Source organism: Geodermatophilus sabuli (assembly GCF_010686765.1).
Taxonomy (GTDB): domain Bacteria; phylum Actinomycetota; class Actinomycetes; order Mycobacteriales; family Geodermatophilaceae; genus Geodermatophilus; species Geodermatophilus sabuli_A.
In genome coordinates this window covers 142,998-158,492 of record NZ_JAAGWF010000009.1, presented here as the reverse complement: position 1 = coordinate 158,492, position 15,495 = coordinate 142,998, and the positions used below count along the sequence as shown (strand labels likewise).

Annotated in this window: 15 protein-coding genes; 7 read left to right on the top strand and 8 right to left on the bottom strand. The window is 74.4% G+C overall.

What is annotated here, in order from left to right; translation table 11 throughout:
* Complete coding sequence (locus GCU56_RS09410) at window positions 1-1,152, top strand: GuaB3 family IMP dehydrogenase-related protein (RefSeq protein WP_163481472.1); 1,152 nt, start codon at window positions 1-3, stop codon at window positions 1,150-1,152.
* Window positions 1,152-2,714, top strand: a complete 1,563-nt coding sequence (guaA, locus tag GCU56_RS09405; RefSeq protein ID WP_163481471.1) for a glutamine-hydrolyzing GMP synthase — start codon at window positions 1,152-1,154, stop codon at window positions 2,712-2,714. Before GCU56_RS09410 ends, guaA begins: the two co-directional genes overlap by 1 nt.
* 158 nt (window positions 2,715-2,872) lie before the next feature.
* Here the strand turns inward: guaA and GCU56_RS09400 are convergent, their stop codons facing one another.
* Window positions 2,873-3,571: a WYL domain-containing protein gene (locus tag GCU56_RS09400; RefSeq protein ID WP_163481470.1), complete on the bottom strand. Its 699-nt coding sequence runs from the start codon at window positions 3,569-3,571 to the stop codon at window positions 2,873-2,875.
* Window positions 3,572-3,634: 63 nt separating this feature from the next.
* Between GCU56_RS09400 and GCU56_RS09395 the strand changes: the two genes are divergently transcribed.
* Window positions 3,635-4,219, top strand: a complete 585-nt coding sequence (locus tag GCU56_RS09395) for a dienelactone hydrolase family protein (protein ID WP_163481469.1) — start codon at window positions 3,635-3,637, stop codon at window positions 4,217-4,219.
* 68 nt (window positions 4,220-4,287) lie between these two features.
* Here the strand turns inward: GCU56_RS09395 and GCU56_RS09390 are convergent, their stop codons facing one another.
* Both GCU56_RS09390 and GCU56_RS09385 read right to left on the bottom strand, forming a co-directional pair.
* Complete coding sequence (locus GCU56_RS09390; protein ID WP_163481468.1) at window positions 4,288-4,584, bottom strand: hypothetical protein; 297 nt, start codon at window positions 4,582-4,584, stop codon at window positions 4,288-4,290.
* The gene (locus tag GCU56_RS09385; RefSeq protein WP_163481467.1) at window positions 4,577-5,524 is read right to left on the bottom strand and encodes a PspC domain-containing protein; all 948 of its coding nucleotides are present in this window, start codon (window positions 5,522-5,524) and stop codon (window positions 4,577-4,579) included. The genes GCU56_RS09390 and GCU56_RS09385 overlap by 8 nt, the downstream gene beginning before the upstream one ends.
* Before the next feature lie 124 nt (window positions 5,525-5,648).
* On the opposite strand from GCU56_RS09385, the gene GCU56_RS09380 reads away from it, so the two are divergent.
* Both GCU56_RS09380 and GCU56_RS25130 read left to right on the top strand, forming a co-directional pair.
* Window positions 5,649-6,824: a PspC domain-containing protein gene (locus GCU56_RS09380; RefSeq protein WP_163481466.1), complete on the top strand. Its 1,176-nt coding sequence runs from the start codon at window positions 5,649-5,651 to the stop codon at window positions 6,822-6,824.
* Window positions 6,821-7,507 (top strand): response regulator, encoded by a 687-nt coding sequence (locus GCU56_RS25130; protein ID WP_163481465.1) that lies wholly within the window; start codon window positions 6,821-6,823, stop codon window positions 7,505-7,507. The genes GCU56_RS09380 and GCU56_RS25130 overlap by 4 nt, the downstream gene beginning before the upstream one ends.
* A 61-nt stretch (window positions 7,508-7,568) precedes the next feature.
* Here the strand turns inward: GCU56_RS25130 and GCU56_RS09370 are convergent, their stop codons facing one another.
* Both GCU56_RS09370 and GCU56_RS09365 read right to left on the bottom strand, forming a co-directional pair.
* Window positions 7,569-8,948 carry an acetamidase/formamidase family protein gene (locus GCU56_RS09370; protein ID WP_163481464.1) on the bottom strand — a complete coding sequence of 460 codons (1,380 nt, stop codon included), beginning with the start codon at window positions 8,946-8,948 and terminating at the stop codon, window positions 7,569-7,571.
* Between the two features lie 112 nt (window positions 8,949-9,060).
* The gene (locus GCU56_RS09365) at window positions 9,061-9,795 is read right to left on the bottom strand and encodes a PIG-L family deacetylase (RefSeq protein ID WP_163481463.1); all 735 of its coding nucleotides are present in this window, start codon (window positions 9,793-9,795) and stop codon (window positions 9,061-9,063) included.
* 179 nt (window positions 9,796-9,974) lie between these two features.
* Between GCU56_RS09365 and GCU56_RS09360 the strand changes: the two genes are divergently transcribed.
* Complete coding sequence (locus tag GCU56_RS09360) at window positions 9,975-10,382, top strand: YybH family protein (RefSeq protein ID WP_163481462.1); 408 nt, start codon at window positions 9,975-9,977, stop codon at window positions 10,380-10,382.
* A gap of 99 nt (window positions 10,383-10,481) precedes the next feature.
* Here GCU56_RS09360 and GCU56_RS09355 read toward each other — a convergent pair whose 3' ends face one another.
* Complete coding sequence (locus GCU56_RS09355) at window positions 10,482-10,754, bottom strand: chorismate mutase (protein WP_163481461.1); 273 nt, start codon at window positions 10,752-10,754, stop codon at window positions 10,482-10,484.
* Window positions 10,755-11,096: 342 nt separating this feature from the next.
* Here GCU56_RS09355 and pcrA point away from each other — a divergent pair, with 342 nt between their 5' ends.
* Entirely contained in the window at window positions 11,097-13,409 is a 2,313-nt protein-coding gene (pcrA, locus tag GCU56_RS09350; protein WP_163481460.1) for a DNA helicase PcrA, read from the top strand.
* A 36-nt stretch (window positions 13,410-13,445) separates the two neighbouring features.
* Here the strand turns inward: pcrA and GCU56_RS23425 are convergent, their stop codons facing one another.
* Both GCU56_RS23425 and GCU56_RS09340 read right to left on the bottom strand, forming a co-directional pair.
* Complete coding sequence (locus GCU56_RS23425) at window positions 13,446-14,285, bottom strand: M23 family metallopeptidase (RefSeq protein ID WP_345771746.1); 840 nt, start codon at window positions 14,283-14,285, stop codon at window positions 13,446-13,448.
* A gap of 270 nt (window positions 14,286-14,555) precedes the next feature.
* A complete protein-coding gene (locus tag GCU56_RS09340) occupies window positions 14,556-15,455 on the bottom strand; it encodes an esterase/lipase family protein (RefSeq protein WP_163481459.1) in 900 nt (299 codons plus the stop codon).
* Window positions 15,456-15,495 lie beyond the last annotated feature (40 nt).

Below are 15,495 nucleotides of genomic sequence, written 5' to 3'. Positions count from 1 at the left end.
ATGACCACGCGCGACACCGTCGAGATCGGTCTCAACCGCTTCGCCCGCCGGGGGTACGACCTGGACGAGGTCTCGATCGTGCCCTCCCGGCGCACCCGGGACGTCGACGACGTCTCGACCGCCTGGCAGATCGATGCCTTCCGGTTCGACATCCCGCTGGTCACGAGTCCCTCGGACGCCGTGGTCAGCCCCGCGACGGCGATCGCCGTCGGGCAGGCCGGCGGACTGGGCGTGCTCAACGCCGAGGGCCTGTGGACCCGCTACGACGAGCCCGAGCCGGTGTTCGCCCGGCTGCGCGAGGCCGTCGAGAACGGGTCGCCCCCGACGGCGCTGCTGCAGGAGGTCTACGGCGAGCCGGTCAAGCCCGACCTGATCACCGCCCGCATCAAGGAGATGCGCGAGGCGGGGGTGACGACGGCGGTGCGCGTCTCGCCGCAGCACACCCTGCAGCTGGCCCCGACGGCGCTGGCCGCCGGCGTGGACCTGCTGGTCATCCAGGGCACGATCGTCTCCGCCGAGCACGTGACCACGCAGGGCGGCGCGCTCAACCTCAAGGAGTTCATCGCCGACCTCGACGTGCCGGTGATCGTGGGCGGCGCGGCGAACTACCAGACCGCGCTGCACCTCATGCGCACCGGCGCGGCCGGCGTCATCGTCGGCGTCGGTGCGGACAGCTTCTCCACCAGTGACGCCGTCATGGGCATCCGGGTGCCGCTGGCCAGCGCCATCGCCGACGCCGCAGCCGCCCGCCGGGACTACCTGGACGAGACCGGCGGCCGGTACGTGCACGTCATCGCCAACGGCCGGATCGAGACCAGCGGGGCCATCGCCCGGGCGCTGGCCTGCGGAGCGGACGCCGTCCAGCTCGGGGAACCCCTGCGGGCGGCCGCCGAGGCACCCGGCGGCGGGATCTGGTGGGACTCGGTGGCCGCGCACCCGCGGCTTCCCCGCGGCGGCACGTCGGCGCCGATCGCCCCGACCGGCTCGCTGCACGACCTGCTCCTCGGAGCGGCCCAGACCGCCGACGGCCGCACCAACCTCTTCGGGGCGCTGCGCCGCACGATGGCCAAGACCGGCTACCGAGACCTCAAGGAGTTCCAGCGGGTCGACCTGGTCATCGGCGGCTACGACCCGGCGTCGCAGGGCGAGTGATGGACTTCCCGACCGTCCTCGTCGTCGACTTCGGCGCCCAGTACGCCCAGCTGATCGCCCGGCGGATCCGCGAGGCGGGCGTCTACTCCGAGATCGTGCCGTCCGACGTCCCGGCCGAGGAGATCGTCGCCCGCAAGCCGGCCGCGATCGTGCTCTCCGGTGGCCCGTCCAGCGTCTACGCCGAGGGCGCTCCGCAGGTCGACCCCACGCTGTTCGAGGCCGGCGTCCCGGCGTTCGGCATCTGCTACGGCTTCCAGGCCATGGCGCAGAGCCTCGGCGGGACGGTCGCGCACACCGGCGACCGCGAGTACGGCGGCACCCCGCTGACGGTGACCACGCAGGGCCGGCTGTTCGGCTCGCTGCCGGTCGAGCAGTCGGTGTGGATGAGCCACGGGGACGCCGTCTCCGACGCCCCGCCCGGGTTCACCGTCACCGCCACCTCCACCGGCGCGCCGGTCGCGGCCTTCGAGGACGTCGATCGCAAGCTGGCCGGCGTCCAGTTCCACCCCGAGGTCCGGCACACCGCGCACGGGCAGACCGTGCTCGAGCACTTCCTCTTCGACATCGCCGGCCTCGAGCCGACCTGGACGATGGCCAACGTCGTCGAGGAGCAGGTCGAGCGGATCCGCGCGCAGGTCGGTGACCGGCGGGCCCTGTGCGCGCTGTCGGGGGGCGTCGACTCCGCCGTCGCGGCGGCGCTGGTGCAGCGGGCCATCGGTGACCGGCTGACCTGCGTCTACGTCGACCACGGGCTGATGCGCGAGGGCGAGACCGAGCAGATCGAGCGGGACTTCGTCGCCGTCACCGGCGCCGACCTGCGGGTCGTCGACGCCCGGGAGCAGTTCCTGGGCGCGCTGGCCGGGGTCAGCGACCCCGAGCAGAAGCGCAAGATCATCGGCCGGGAGTTCATCCGCGTCTTCGAGCAAGCCGCCCTCGACGTCGTGCACGACGCGCACGCACACGGCGAGACCGTGGACTTCCTCGTGCAGGGCACCCTCTACCCCGACGTGGTCGAGTCCGGCGGCGGGACCGGGACGGCCAACATCAAGAGCCACCACAACGTCGGTGGGCTCCCCGAGGACCTGCAGTTCACCCTCGTCGAGCCGCTGCGCACGCTGTTCAAGGACGAGGTCCGCGAGGTCGGCGTCCAGCTCGGCCTCCCGGAGTCGCTGGTGTGGCGGCAGCCGTTCCCCGGCCCCGGGCTGGGCATCCGGATCATCGGCGAGGTCACGCAGGAGCGGCTCGACGTCCTCCGCCGGGCCGACGCCATCGCCCGCGCCGAGCTGACGGCCGCCAAGCTGGACCGGGAGATCTGGCAGTGCCCGGTGGTGCTGCTGGCCGACGTCCGCTCGGTCGGCGTCCAGGGGGACGGGCGCACCTACGGCCACCCGGTGGTGCTGCGCCCGGTGTCCAGCGAGGACGCGATGACCGCCGACTGGACCCGGCTGCCCTACGACGTGCTGGCCCGCATCTCCACCCGGATCACCAACGAGGTGGCCGAGGTCAACCGCGTCGTCCTCGACGTGACCAGCAAGCCGCCGGGCACCATCGAGTGGGAGTGAGGACCCTCCTGCCCGCACCCCTCGCTGACGCTCGGGTCGGGTCCCTGCAGGAGGGCCGTTCCATCACCTCACCCTGACCCACGCCTCGCACGCTCGGCGCGGGCCCCTGCGACGGGGCCGTTTCCCGTGGTGCCCTGCAGGGAGGCCGTTCCAGCCGGTCACCTGCGTGCCGGGCGGACGGTGGTGGCGTCGTCCGGTGGGGTGCCGAAGACGGCGACGTCGCGGTCGGACACGGGCTCGGCCGTCAGGTCGGCGGAGTCGATGCGGTCCCAGCGGAACCAGCGCGGGGCGTCCCGCTCGCGGCACCACGCCATCACGTACCAGTGCCCCTCCGTGCGCGCGACCCCGTGCGGCTCCACCCGGCGACGGGACCGCCGGCCGGCCCCGTCCCGGTAGTCGATCGCGACGACCAGGCGCCGCACCAGCGCCTCCTCGACGACGCCGGCCGCGGGCGGCCGGGCCTGCGCAGGGCTGCGCACCCACACCCGGGCGCCCAGCCGCTCGACCTCGGCCCGGGCCGCCGGCCCCAGGGCGTCCAGCACCTTCTCCAGCGCCGCCCGTCCGTCGACGGCGAAGGGTGCGTCGGGCGCGCCGGACAGCGACACGGCGACCGCGACCGCCTGCGCCGGGGTGAGGTTGACCGGCGGGAGGGTGGCCGTCGCGTCGAGCACGTACCCGCCGCCGGGACCGGCGCTGGCCCAGATCGGCACGCCCGCCTGCTGGAGCGCGGCGACGTCCCGCTTCACCGTGCGGGTCGACACCTCCAGCCAGGCGGCCAGCCGCTGCGCCGTCCGGCCCCGCCGCCCGGCCCGGCGGAGCTCCTCGGACAGCGCGTGCAGGCGGTCGGTGCGGTTCACCCGGGGATCGTCGCAGGAGACGGTGACAGGACGGTGTCACCGGAGTCGCGGGAGAGTTCCCTCATGGCCTCCATCGCGCTGTTCCACTCCGCCCTCGGCGTCCGCGCCGGCGTCACCGACGCCGCCGCCCGGCTGCGGACCGCCGGGCACACCGTGCTCGTCGTCGACCAGTACGGCGGGCGGGTGTTCGACGACTACGAGACGGCGGGCGCCCACGTCGAGCAGCTCGGCTTCCCGGCGCTCATGCAGGCGGCGCTCGAGGCCGTGGCGCAGCTCCCCGACGGGTTCGTGGCGGCCGGCTTCTCCAACGGCGCGGGCATGGCCGAGCACGTGGCCACCCAGCGGCGGTGTGCCGGCGTCCTGCTGTTCTCCGGCGCCCTCCCGGTGGCTGTGCTCGGCGCCGACGCCTGGCCGGCCGGCGTCCCCGTGCAGCTGCACGTCGCCGCGCGCGATCCGTTCGCGCAGCCCGAGTGGGCCGAGGGCTTCGTCGCCGACGTCCGCGGCAGCGGGAGTGCGGTCGAGGTCTTCGAGTACCCGGTCGGCGGGCACCTGTTCACCGATCCGGGCCTGCCCGACGAGTACGACGGGCCGGCCACCGCCCTGCTGTGGGAGCGGGCGCTGGCCTTCTGCGACCGGGTGACCGGCTGACGACGGCGGAGGGCCCGGGGAGCCGATCGCTCCCCGGGCCCTCCGCCCGTCGTCCCCGCCGTCAGCGCTCAGTCCTGCCTGCGGCGGGCCTTCCTGACCTCGCTGAGCAGCAGGGCGACCCCGGCCCCGATGAGCAGCAGCCACAGCACCCCGCCGTCGACGAACGCGTCCAGGGGGAAGGCGGCGCCGACCATCAGCGAGATCGCCAGGACGACGAACACCACGCCCGGGACGAGGGCGGTGAGGTCCACCCCCCGCCGCGCCGGCGGGGGCGGGGGGTCCTCGACGGGCAGCGGGGTGACGTCGCCCCAGACGTGCTGCTGCCAGGCGGTGGGTGTGGTCGGGAACTCGCTGTAGTCAGGCACGGGACACCTCCACGTCGCCGATGCCGGCGTCGATGCTCAGGGTGATCTCGGGGGTCCTGTCGCCGGTCCACTCCGCGGAGCCCCGGCCGGGGTGGAGGCCGTCGTCGGACACGTCGTCGCCGAAGACCTCGACGCCGCCGAGGCCGCGGTCCACCTCGACCCGGACGTCGGCCGACCTCGGGACGACGATGTCGACGTCCCCCACGCCGGCGTCCAGCCGGGTCTCGATGGGCCGGTCCAGATCGCTCAGGTCGATGCCGGAGAGGTCGAGGGTCACGTCGCCGACGCCGGCCGAGTAGACGGGACGGACGTCAGCCGCACTGACCGGGCGGTAGGTCCGGTCACCGATGCCGCCGTCGACGTTGCGCCACGGCTCGGCCGAGACGGTGATCAGTGCGAGTGAGAGCAGCGCGCCGAGGGCGATCAGACCGCCCTTGGCCCGGCGTCCGCCGGAGAAGGCCGCGGCCACCAGGCCCAGCCCCACCACGAGGAGCGCGGGACCGAGGATCCACCGTGGCCCGATCGACCAGTCGGTGAACCGGCTGACCAGGACCAGGGTGCCGACCACGATCAGCAGTCCGGCCAGCGTGATGCCCGGGACCGGCGAGCGCGGCCCGGGCGGGGCCTTGGGGCGCCGCTCGCGCGGGGCGCCCGTCCCGGAGCCGGCCGGCATGAGCAGCCACAGCAGCGCGTACACGAGGACGCCGCTGCCGCCGGCCAGCGTCAGGGCGACGAAGCCGACCCGCCACAGCAGCGCGTCGATGCCGGAGTACTCGGCGAGGCCGCCGGCGACGCCGCCGATCATCTTGTCGCTGCGGCTGCGGCGCAGCGGCGGGCGGACCGCCGGAGGGCCGGCCAGCGCGGGCTGCTCGAAGGGGGCGGGGGAGTCCGACGGCGGGGGCGCGGGAGGCGCCGGGGGAGGCGGTGGTGCGGAGGTCATGCCACAGAGCCTGCGACGCGACCGGCCCCTGCGACATCAGGGAACGCCCCCACTCGACCCTGGTCGTGCCCTCCAGGGTGATCACCGGTGTGAGGCGGGGCCGCGCGGTGCGACCATCGACGGCGTGACGACGACCGCGCTGGTGCCGCAGCGCCCCGCCCTGGCGCGCCCGCGCTCCGGACGGCTGCTCGCCGGTGTCGCCGCGGGGACGGCGGTGCACCTCCGGCTGGACCCGCTGGTCGTCCGCATCGCCTTCGTCGTCTTCGCCGTCACCGGCATCGGCGTCATCGCCTACGCGGCGCTGTGGTTCTTCATGCCGGTCGCCGACGTGGACGCGGCACCCGCGGCCCCTCTCCCGGACACCGAGCCCAGCCGGCGGCAGGCGCTCGGGCTGACCCTGCTCGGGTTCGGTGCGCTGGTCCTCGTCACCAACCTGGCCACGTGGGGCAACAGCGAGCTCGTCGTCCCGCTCGTCCTGGTCGGTGCCGGGCTGGCGGTCATCTGGCGGCAGCTGGACACCGACCGCACCCTGGCCCGCCCGGGGGTGCCGTGGGTGCTGGCCGGTGGCGTCACCCTCGGCATCGTCGGGCTGATCCTGCTGCTGGCCACCACCGGGCAGCTGGCCAACGCACGCAACGGGTTCGCCGCCACCCTGGTGATCCTCGTCGGCGTCGCCCTGGCCACGGCTCCGCTGTGGCGCCGGTTGCTGGCCTCGCGCGAGGTCGAGCGGACCGCGCGCGTCCGGTCCGAGGAGCGGGCCGCCGTCGCGGCGCACCTGCACGACTCGGTGCTGCAGACGCTGGCGCTCATCCAGCGGCACGCCGAGGACCCCAAGGCGGTGGCCCGGCTGGCCCGCAGCCAGGAGCGGGAGCTGCGGACCTGGCTCTACGAGCCGGAGAAGGCCACCGGGGGGACGTGGGCGTCGATGGTGTCGGGGATGGTGGCCGAGGTGGAGGCCGACCACGCGCTCACCGTCGAGTCCGTCGTCGTCGGCGACGCCCCCGTCGACGACGCGCTGGCCGCGCTCGGCGCCGCCACCAAGGAGGCCCTGGTCAACGCGGCCAAGCACTCCGGCGCCACCTCCGCGGACCTGTACGCCGAGGTGGCGACGGACAAGGTGGCCGTCTTCGTGCGCGACCGGGGCGCCGGGTTCGACCCGGCGACGGTGCCGGCCGACCGGCGCGGGCTGCGCGACTCCGTCTCCGGCCGGCTGGCACGGGTCGGCGGGACGGCGACGGTGCGCTCGGCGCCGGGGGAGGGGACCGAGGTGGAGCTGCTGCTGCCCAGGGAGGCCGCGTGAGCGGGCCGGCTGCCGAGGAGACCGCGCGGACGCGCGTGTTCCTCGTGGACGACCACGCCATGGTGCGCTCCGGCGTGCGTACCGAGCTCGGTGACGCCGTCGCGGTCGTGGGCGAGGCCGCCGACGTCGCCGGTGCCGTCGAGGGCATCCGGGACACCGTGCCCGACGTCGTGCTGCTCGACGTCCACCTGCCCGGCGGCGGTGGTCGCGCGGTGCTCGAGGCGCTGCGCGGGGAGCTGCCGGCGGTGCGCTGGCTGGCGCTGTCGGTGTCCGACGCCGCCGAGGACGTCATCGCCGTCATCCGCGCCGGTGCCCGTGGCTACGTCACCAAGACCATCTCCGGACCGGACCTGCTCGACGCGGTCACCCGGGTCGCCGACGGGGACGTGGTGTTCAGCCCCCGGCTGGCCGGGTTCGTGCTCGACGCGTTCTCGGCGGCCGGCCCCGCCGCGACCCCCGAACCGGCGGACCCCGCGACCGACCCCGGGCTCGACCTGCTCAGCGCCCGCGAGCGCGAGGTCATGCAGCTGCTGGCCCGCGGGTACACCTACCGGGAGATCGGCTCGCGGCTGTTCATCTCGGTGAAGACGGTCGAGTCGCACGCGTCCAACGTGCTCCGCAAGCTGCAGCTGTCCAACCGCAACGAGCTCACCCGGTGGGCGGCGACCAACCGCCTGCTGTGAGCCGCCGGGGGGCAGAGACGGCCATCTCCGCCCCCCGCCGGGTCGACCCCTCGTACGGCCCCTACCCGAAGTGGGCCTTCGGGATGAGTCCGTGCACGCCGACGGTCCGGTCGACGACCTGGGAGACCTCGAAGTCGGCCGCCGCGGACAGGTAGGCGTAGGCGACGGCCCGGTCCATGCCCAGGTCGGTCTGGAGGAAGTCCAGCGCGTTGACGACAGCCCTCCGGGAGGCCACGTCGAGGTCGCTGCCCTGGCCGTTCCGCGAGCCGTCGGGGTCGGACAGGCCGATCGGCACCCAGGCCTCCGGCGTCTCGCCGAAGGGGTACCGGAAGGCCACCGACGGGGCGTCGCCGGCTCCGGGCTTGCACACGGTCAGCCGGTAGGTGAGCCGCAGCGACCCCTCCATCGCGGTGAGCGCGACCTCGCCGTTGCCCATCGACATGTGCGGGTCGCCGGTGGAGAACAGCGCGCCCTCGGCGACCACCGGGACGTAGAACGCCGAGCCGACGTTCAGGTGCTTCACGTCGATGTTGCCGCCGCCGACGGTCGGCGGGATCGAGTTCACCAGCGGGTCGTTGAGCACCGGGGCGTCGCCCACGGTGGCGACCGCCATCAACCCGGCGAACGGGTCGAGCGGCCAGCTCACCTCGCCGGTGCTGCCCACCGGCAGGTACGCCTGCGGCCCCGCGCGCCGGCCGTCGCGGACGGGCGTGAACACCGAGACGTTGCCGTACTGCCGGGGGTCCCTGGTGGCCCGCCCGTCGGTCGCCACGGGCGGCATGGCCTCGGCCGCGGTGATCCCTCCCTCCGGCGTGGCGAACTGGCGTGCCAGCGAGCCCTTGCCGTGCCGGCTGGAGACGACGCCGTAGGGCACCCGGGGCAGCGCGCTGAGCGGCTCGATCTTGAGGACGTCGCCGGGGGCGGCGCCCTCCACGTACACCGGCCCGGTCACCACGTGCGGGCCGTCGGCGTCGAAGTCGCGGCGGTGCCGGGCGTAGCCGGCGGCCACCGCGACGGCGTCGTCGAGGACCTGGTCGCGCGGGACGCCCTTGCCGGCGAACCACGCCGCCGGGTCCCGTCCCTGGTCCTCCAGGAGGCCCTCGTGGCTGACCGTGTCGATGGTGATCGTCTGCCCGGACCGGAGGCGGGCCACGGGTGCGTCGGTGGTGCGCGGCAGGTAGCCCCAGTAGACCTCCTCGACGCGGGACGGCAGGTAGACGTCCCCGTCGATCGGCCCGCGTCCGGGCTGCAGCACCTCCCCGGGCAGGCGCGTGCGGTGCCCGGGGGTGGCGGCCGCCGGGGAGGCCGTGGCGACGCCCGCGCCGAGCAGCGCGCCGGCGGCCAGGGCGGCCTGCACGAACGTGCGCCGGCCGATGCCCCGTTCGAGGGTCTCGGCAGCGGCCGACGGATCGGGGAGCTGGTGGTCCTGGGCCTGGGTCATCGTGAACTCCCGGTGGGTGGGGATGGGTCGCGGGAGTTCTACGGACGCCGTGTTGCCGGGCGTGCACGCGGATGTCGGGCCGGTTACGCCCCGGCGATCCGGTTGCTGTGCGTCAGGCGGTGTGCACCACGTGGAAGGCCTCGCCCAGCCGCCCCTCGGGCAGGCCGAGGCGGCGGGCGGTCTGGCGCATCCAGTCGGTGACGAAGGCCTCGAGCTCGGGCAGGTGCCCCACCTGGCTGCGGTGGCTCTTCAGCGCCGCGAACTTCAGCTCGACCACGTCGGTGACGTCGACGACGTGGTCGGCGCGCGGGCTGGCCGTCAGCCACACCTCGTCCACCGTCCACGCCTCCAGGCCCTCGTCGGCCAGCAGTTCCGGGAAGGCGAACGGGTTGCGGGCGTCGGGGTACACCGCCCGCAGCGTCGACTCGCCCACCGTCATGTGGTCGGGATGACTCGCGCCGACCCGTTCCCAGAACCGCTCGGGCGAGCTGGTGAGCACCCGCTGCGGCCGCACCTGGCGGATCACCCGGCTGATGTCGCGGCGCAGGTCGAGGGTCAGCTCCAGCCGGCCGTCGGGGTAGCCCAGGAAGTGCACGTCCTCGACGCCCACCGCCGCCGCCGCGGCCTCCTGCTCGGCCCGCCGCAGCGGGCCCATCTCGTGCCGCGGGGTGTCGTCGAAGCCGCCCGCGTCGCCGTCGGTGACGATGCAGTACGTGACGTGGGTGCCGGCCTTGGCCCAGGTCGCCACGGTGCCGGCGCTGCCGAAGTCGACGTCGTCGGGGTGGGCGAGCACGCACAGGGCGCGTTCCACGTGCTCGGCGGGCTTCCAGGACTGCGGTGAGGTCACCCGCGCGAGCCTAGGTCGCCGCGTCGCCCGTGCAGCCGGCCCGGTCGCTGCCGCGGGTCGCGGTGGTCGGTCGCAGCGGGGCCCAGGGACCCTTCCGCAGGCGGACGGGGCAGCCAGATCCTGACCTCCCGGCCGTCCGCGCGACAGTGCGGTCACGCCCCGGGGGGAGGGGAGCTGTCATGGATCCGGCACTGTCCCGGGCACTGGAGCGGGTCGCCGACGCGCTGGCGGCCATCGCGGCCGGTGATCCCGGTCCGTACGCGAGCTGCTGGGCCGACTCCGCCGACGTGACGCTGTTCGGCGCGTGGGGCCCGATGGAGAAGGGGCACCACGCGGTCACGCAGACCTTCGAGTGGGTGGGCAGCCGGTTCAGCGAGGGGACGCTCGTCCCGCGCTACGACGTGGTCGAGGTCGGTGGGGACCTCGCCTACACCGTCGGGACGGAGCGGGGCAGCGTCCGGGTCGACGGCGGGGAGGCCCGTCCGATGACCATCCGGGTCACCCACGTCTACAAGCGCATCCAGGACGACTGGTGGCTGGTCCACCGCCATGCCGACTTCCCACCCGCCGACCAGCGCCGCCCGTAGGGCCAGGTCCGTGCTGCGAGCCTGGGAACGCGCTGGAACGGCCACCCCTCACGGGCCCGCGCCGAGCGTGCGAGGCGTGGGGGGAAGGGTGGCCCTCTCTCAGAGGCGGCCGCGGCCCTGGCGGAGCAGCATCATGCCGAGGGTCGCGCCGTCCTGTCCGAGCTCGGCCTGGAAGCGCGCGAGCACCTGCTGCTCACGGGCGAGCGACAGCCGGGTCCCGCCGGACGCCGAGCGCAGTGCGCCGATCTCGCGGGAGACGGCGAGCCGGCGCTGCACCAGGCGGATCAGCTCGGCGTCGCAGGCGTCGATCTCCTGCCGGAGCTCGGCGATGCGCTCGTCGGGGGCAGTGGTGGCGGGGAGCGTGGTGGTCATCGAGGGTTCCTCCTGGAGCGGAGGCCGTCGGACCCCGGGAACGAGAAACGCCCCGGGCTCCTCGGGCCCGGGGCGTCTGCTGCGGCGTGTGCTCAGCCAGCGGTGACGGACACCGGATCCCGGTGGCCGTAGTAAAAGCTGAGGGCGGCGAGCACGTCGCGGAGTCTGCCACGGCGGCGTCGGAGATCGCCAGCGGATGGCGCGTCGGCGTGTCCGGGACCGGTGGGGCGGGTGTTCCCGGCGACGCAGGGCCGTCACCCGTCCGGCTTACAGTGGCGGGGTCATGAACCCACCCCACGAAAACGCTCCGCTGGCGCTCCTGGTCCCCGCGGGGACCCCGGGATGAGCGTCCAGCAGGCCTTCCCCGGTGCCCCCGCCCTCCCCGGTACGGAGGCGCTCCAGCGGTCGGCGCCCGGCCAGCTCGGCCGGGAGCTGGACCGGATGCTGGCCTCGCTCAACGGCCCGCAGCGGCAGGCCGTCGTCCACGAGGGTGGCCCGTTGCTGATCGTGGCCGGCGCCGGGTCGGGCAAGACCCGGGTGCTCGCGCACCGGATCGCCTACCTGCTCGGGGCCCGGGGCACGCAGCCCGGCGAGATCCTGGCGATCACGTTCACCAACAAGGCCGCCGGGGAGATGAAGGAGCGGGTGGCCACCCTGGTCGGCCCGCGCGCGCGGGCGATGTGGGTGTCCACGTTCCACTCGATGTGCGTGCGCATCCTGCGCGCCGAGGCCGGCAAGCTGGGCATGAAGTCGTCCTTCACGATCTACGACCAGGGCGACTCGGTGCGGCTCATGACGATGGTCGCCCGCGACCTGGACCTGGACGCCAAGCGCTATCCGGGGCGCAGCCTCGCCGCCCAGGTGTCGAACCTGAAGAACGAGCTGATCGACGAGGAGGCCTACGTCCCGGGGACGGCGCCGGAGAAGGTGCTGGCCGAGGCGTACAAGCTCTACCAGCAGCGGCTGCGTCAGGCCCACGCGATGGACTTCGACGACCTGATCATGACGACGGTGCACCTGCTGCAGGCCTTCCCCGACGTCGCCGAGCACTACCGCCGTCGCTTCCGGCACGTCCTGGTCGACGAGTACCAGGACACCAACCACGCGCAGTACGTGCTGGTCCGCGAGCTGGTCGGCACCGGCACCGGCCCGGTGCCACCGGCCGAGCTCTGCGTGGTCGGGGACGCCGACCAGTCCATCTACGCCTTCCGCGGCGCGACGATCCGCAACATCGACGAGTTCGAGCGCGACTACCCGCAGGCGACGACGATCCTGCTCGAGCAGAACTACCGCTCGACCCAGCGGATCCTGCGCGCGGCCAACCAGGTCATCTCGAAGAACACCGGCCGCCGGCCCAAGAACCTGTGGACCGACGCCGGGGACGGCGAGCTGATCGAGGGCTACGTCGCGGAGAACGAGCACGACGAGGCGGCGTGGGTCGCCGAGCAGATCGACGCCCTCGTCGACGAGGGCACCGTCAAGCCCAAGGACATCGCGGTCTTCTACCGGACCAACAACGCCTCCCGTGTGTTCGAGGAGGTGTTCATCCGGGTCGGCATGCCCTACAAGGTGGTCGGCGGGGTGCGCTTCTACGAGCGCAAGGAGGTCCGCGACGCCCTGGCCTACCTCAAGGTGGTCGCCAACCCGGCCGACGTCGTCAGCCTCCGCCGGGTGATCAACACCCCCAAGCGCGGCATCGGGGAGCGCGCCGAGGCGTGCATCGAGAACTTCGCGGACCGCGAGCGGATCGCGTTCGCGAACGCGCTGCGCCGGTGCTCGGAGGTCGGTGAGCTGGCCACCCGCTCGTTGAAGGCCATCCAGGAGTTCGTGGCCCTGCTCGAGGAGTTCGAGCAGCTGGTGGAGACCGGCTCGGGCCCGGCCGCGCTGCTCGAGAGCATCCTCGACCGCACCGGTTACCTGGCCGAGCTGCAGGCCAGCACCGATCCGCAGGACGAGGGCCGGGTCGACAACCTCAACGAGCTCATCTCGGTGGCTGCGGAGTTCGAGGCGGCCAGCCCGGGCGGCACGGTCACCGACTTCCTCGAGCAGGTGTCCCTGGTGGCCGACGCCGACCAGATCCCCGTCGCCGGGGACGACGCCGGTGTGGTGACGATGATGACGCTGCACACGGCGAAGGGGCTGGAGTTCCCGGTCGTCTTCCTCACCGGCCTGGAGGACGGCGTCTTCCCGCACCTGCGCGCGCTGGGCGACCCGCGGGAGCTGGAGGAGGAGCGCCGGCTGGCCTACGTCGGCATCACCCGGGCGCAGCAGCGGCTGTTCATCTCCCGCGCGACGGTCCGCACCAGCTGGGGGCAGCCGGCCTACAACCCGCCGTCCCGCTTCCTGGACGAGCTGCCCGGCGACACCGTGCAGTGGGCGGGCAAGGAACCCGCACCCGCCCCGAGCACCGGGTACCGCTCGGCGCAGCAGCGGGTGGCCGCCACCGGGTTGTCCACCGGCGGGCTGCGCGGGGGAGCGGGCAACCGGGCGGTCATCGCCGTCGACGTCGGTGACCGGGTCAGCCACGACGCGTTCGGGTTGGGCACGGTCGTCGAGGTCTCCGGGGCGGGCGACAAGGCCCAGGCGACGGTCGACTTCGGTTCCGGCGGCACCAAGCGCCTCGTCCTGCGCTACGCCCCCCTCGTCAAGCTCTGACCGGTCCTCCGGGGCGCCGAACTCGAGGCCGACCGGTCAGATGAGGGCGCCGCGGTCGGCCAGCCAGACCTGCGGGTCGATCGGGCGACCGCCCTGGCCGCCGCGGTGGATCTCGTAGTGCAGGTGCGGCCCGGTCGAGTAGCCCTCGCTGCCGACCTTGGCGATCAGGTCGCCGGCGTGCACGATCTGGCCCGCCTCGACGTCGTAGTAGCGCATGTGCCCGTAGATGTGCACGTCGCCGTCGGCGTCCTGGATGTAGACGGCGTTGCCGTAGCCGGACGCGGGGCCGGCCCGGAGGACGACGCCGTCCGAGGCCGCCAGGATGGGCGTCCCCAGCGGGGCAGCGAGGTCCAGGCCGTTGTGCATGGTGCCCCAGCGCATGCAGAAGCACGTGGTCAGGCGGGCGGCCTGGACCGGGACGACGGTGGTGGGGGTGCGCGCGGCACGGGACGCGGCGAGCTCGTCCAGGCGGGCGCGGGCCTCGGCCTCGGTGATGCCCCGGCGGACCCCGGCGTCCTCCATCTCCCCGGTGAAGCCGACGTCGGAGGCGACACCCAGGCCGTACTGGGCGGCGCTGGCCGTCACGTCGATGGGTCCGGTGCCCAGCGTGCTCGTCAGCGCGGCGACGACCGCGCCGGTGACGAGGGCGGCGAGCCAGAGCGGGCCGCGCCGGCCGGGCGGACGGGGGAGGGTCCGGCGCCGGGCGGGCGTCGCGGTGACGGGGACCTCCGGCGCCGGGGCGCCGGGGGCCGCGGCCGGGGCGTCGCCGATGCCGACGGAGTCGGCGGCGAGCCGCGGTACGGGGATGCGCGGGGCGAGCGGAACGCGGTCGGTGCTCGGTCGCTCCAGGAGCGCTGGCCCGGTCTGGCGAGTCACGGAGCACCTCCTCGGCAGGCGACCCGCCCGTCGGTACCCCGAGGGGCAGACCGTCGGGGGAGCGACGGCGGCTGGGGCGCCCGGAGTGCGACGCCCGCCGGTGGTCACCGGCGCCGTGATCGGACGGTAACGATCTGTCAGGTCACCGTCGCTCCGTGGGACCGCGTGTCGCCTTGTCTGCAACCGGTGGGACGGATGTGACGAACGGGGCGCCTCCGTCCACCGGCCCGCCCCGAGCGCGCGAGGGGTGGGGAGGACGGGGGCCCTGTGTCAGGCGACGGCGGCCGACTCGGAGGCGGCGGCCGCGTGCGGCTGGCGCAGGCCGGCCAGGCTGGCTGCGACCTCGTCGAGCACGCCGCGGTGGAACGGGAGGGACATGTGCCCGACACCTCGGACCAGCACGTTGCGGGCCAGCAGGTCGGGGTGGTCGCACCGGCCCGCGCTCGTGGGCAGCACCACCTGGTCGAGGTCGCTGTAGATGGCCGTCACGGGTGTGCGTACGTCCGGCGCGGGCTCGGCGAGCTCACGGAGGACCGCGGAGCCGGGGCGCAGCTGGCGGACCAGCGGGGTCGGCAGCAGGTGCGCCAGCACCGATCCCTGGTGCGGGGTCCCCAGCGTCACCAGGGACTCCACGCGCCGGTGCCCGCCCTGCCGTTGGACGTGGTAGCGGGCGATCAGGCCGCCGAGGCTGTGGCCGACCACGTGTACCCGGTCGTGACCGGTCTGCTCGCAGATCCGCTCCAGGTGCCGGCCGAGGTCCTCGGCGCCACGGGCGACGTCGGCCAGCAGCGGGCTGTAGTTCCAGGAGCAGACGTGGGCGAAGCCACGACGGCGGAGGCTCCGCCGCATCACCGCGAAGATCGAGTGGTTGTCGATGAGGCCGTGCACCAGGACCACCGGGATGCGTGCCGCCAGCGGGTCGGCGGCGAACAGGGCCCGGACGGCGGGGGGCTGCTCACCCGGTCGGCGACGAGGGTCGGGCCGCAGTCGCTCGGTGCGGGCGCCGAGCGGGTACATGAGCACGTGGGCGCCCACGAGGGCCAGTTCGGTGAGTCCGCCGGCCAGGGTCGCGCGGGTGATCAGTGACCCGAGACCGCGCCGTGGCGATCCGGGCGCCGGGGTGCCGATGTGCGACGCTGGACGAGATCCCAGGTCGCTGATCGGGCGCATGACCGGTCCTCCCCGTTCCTGTTCCGGGAGCGCCCGGGAT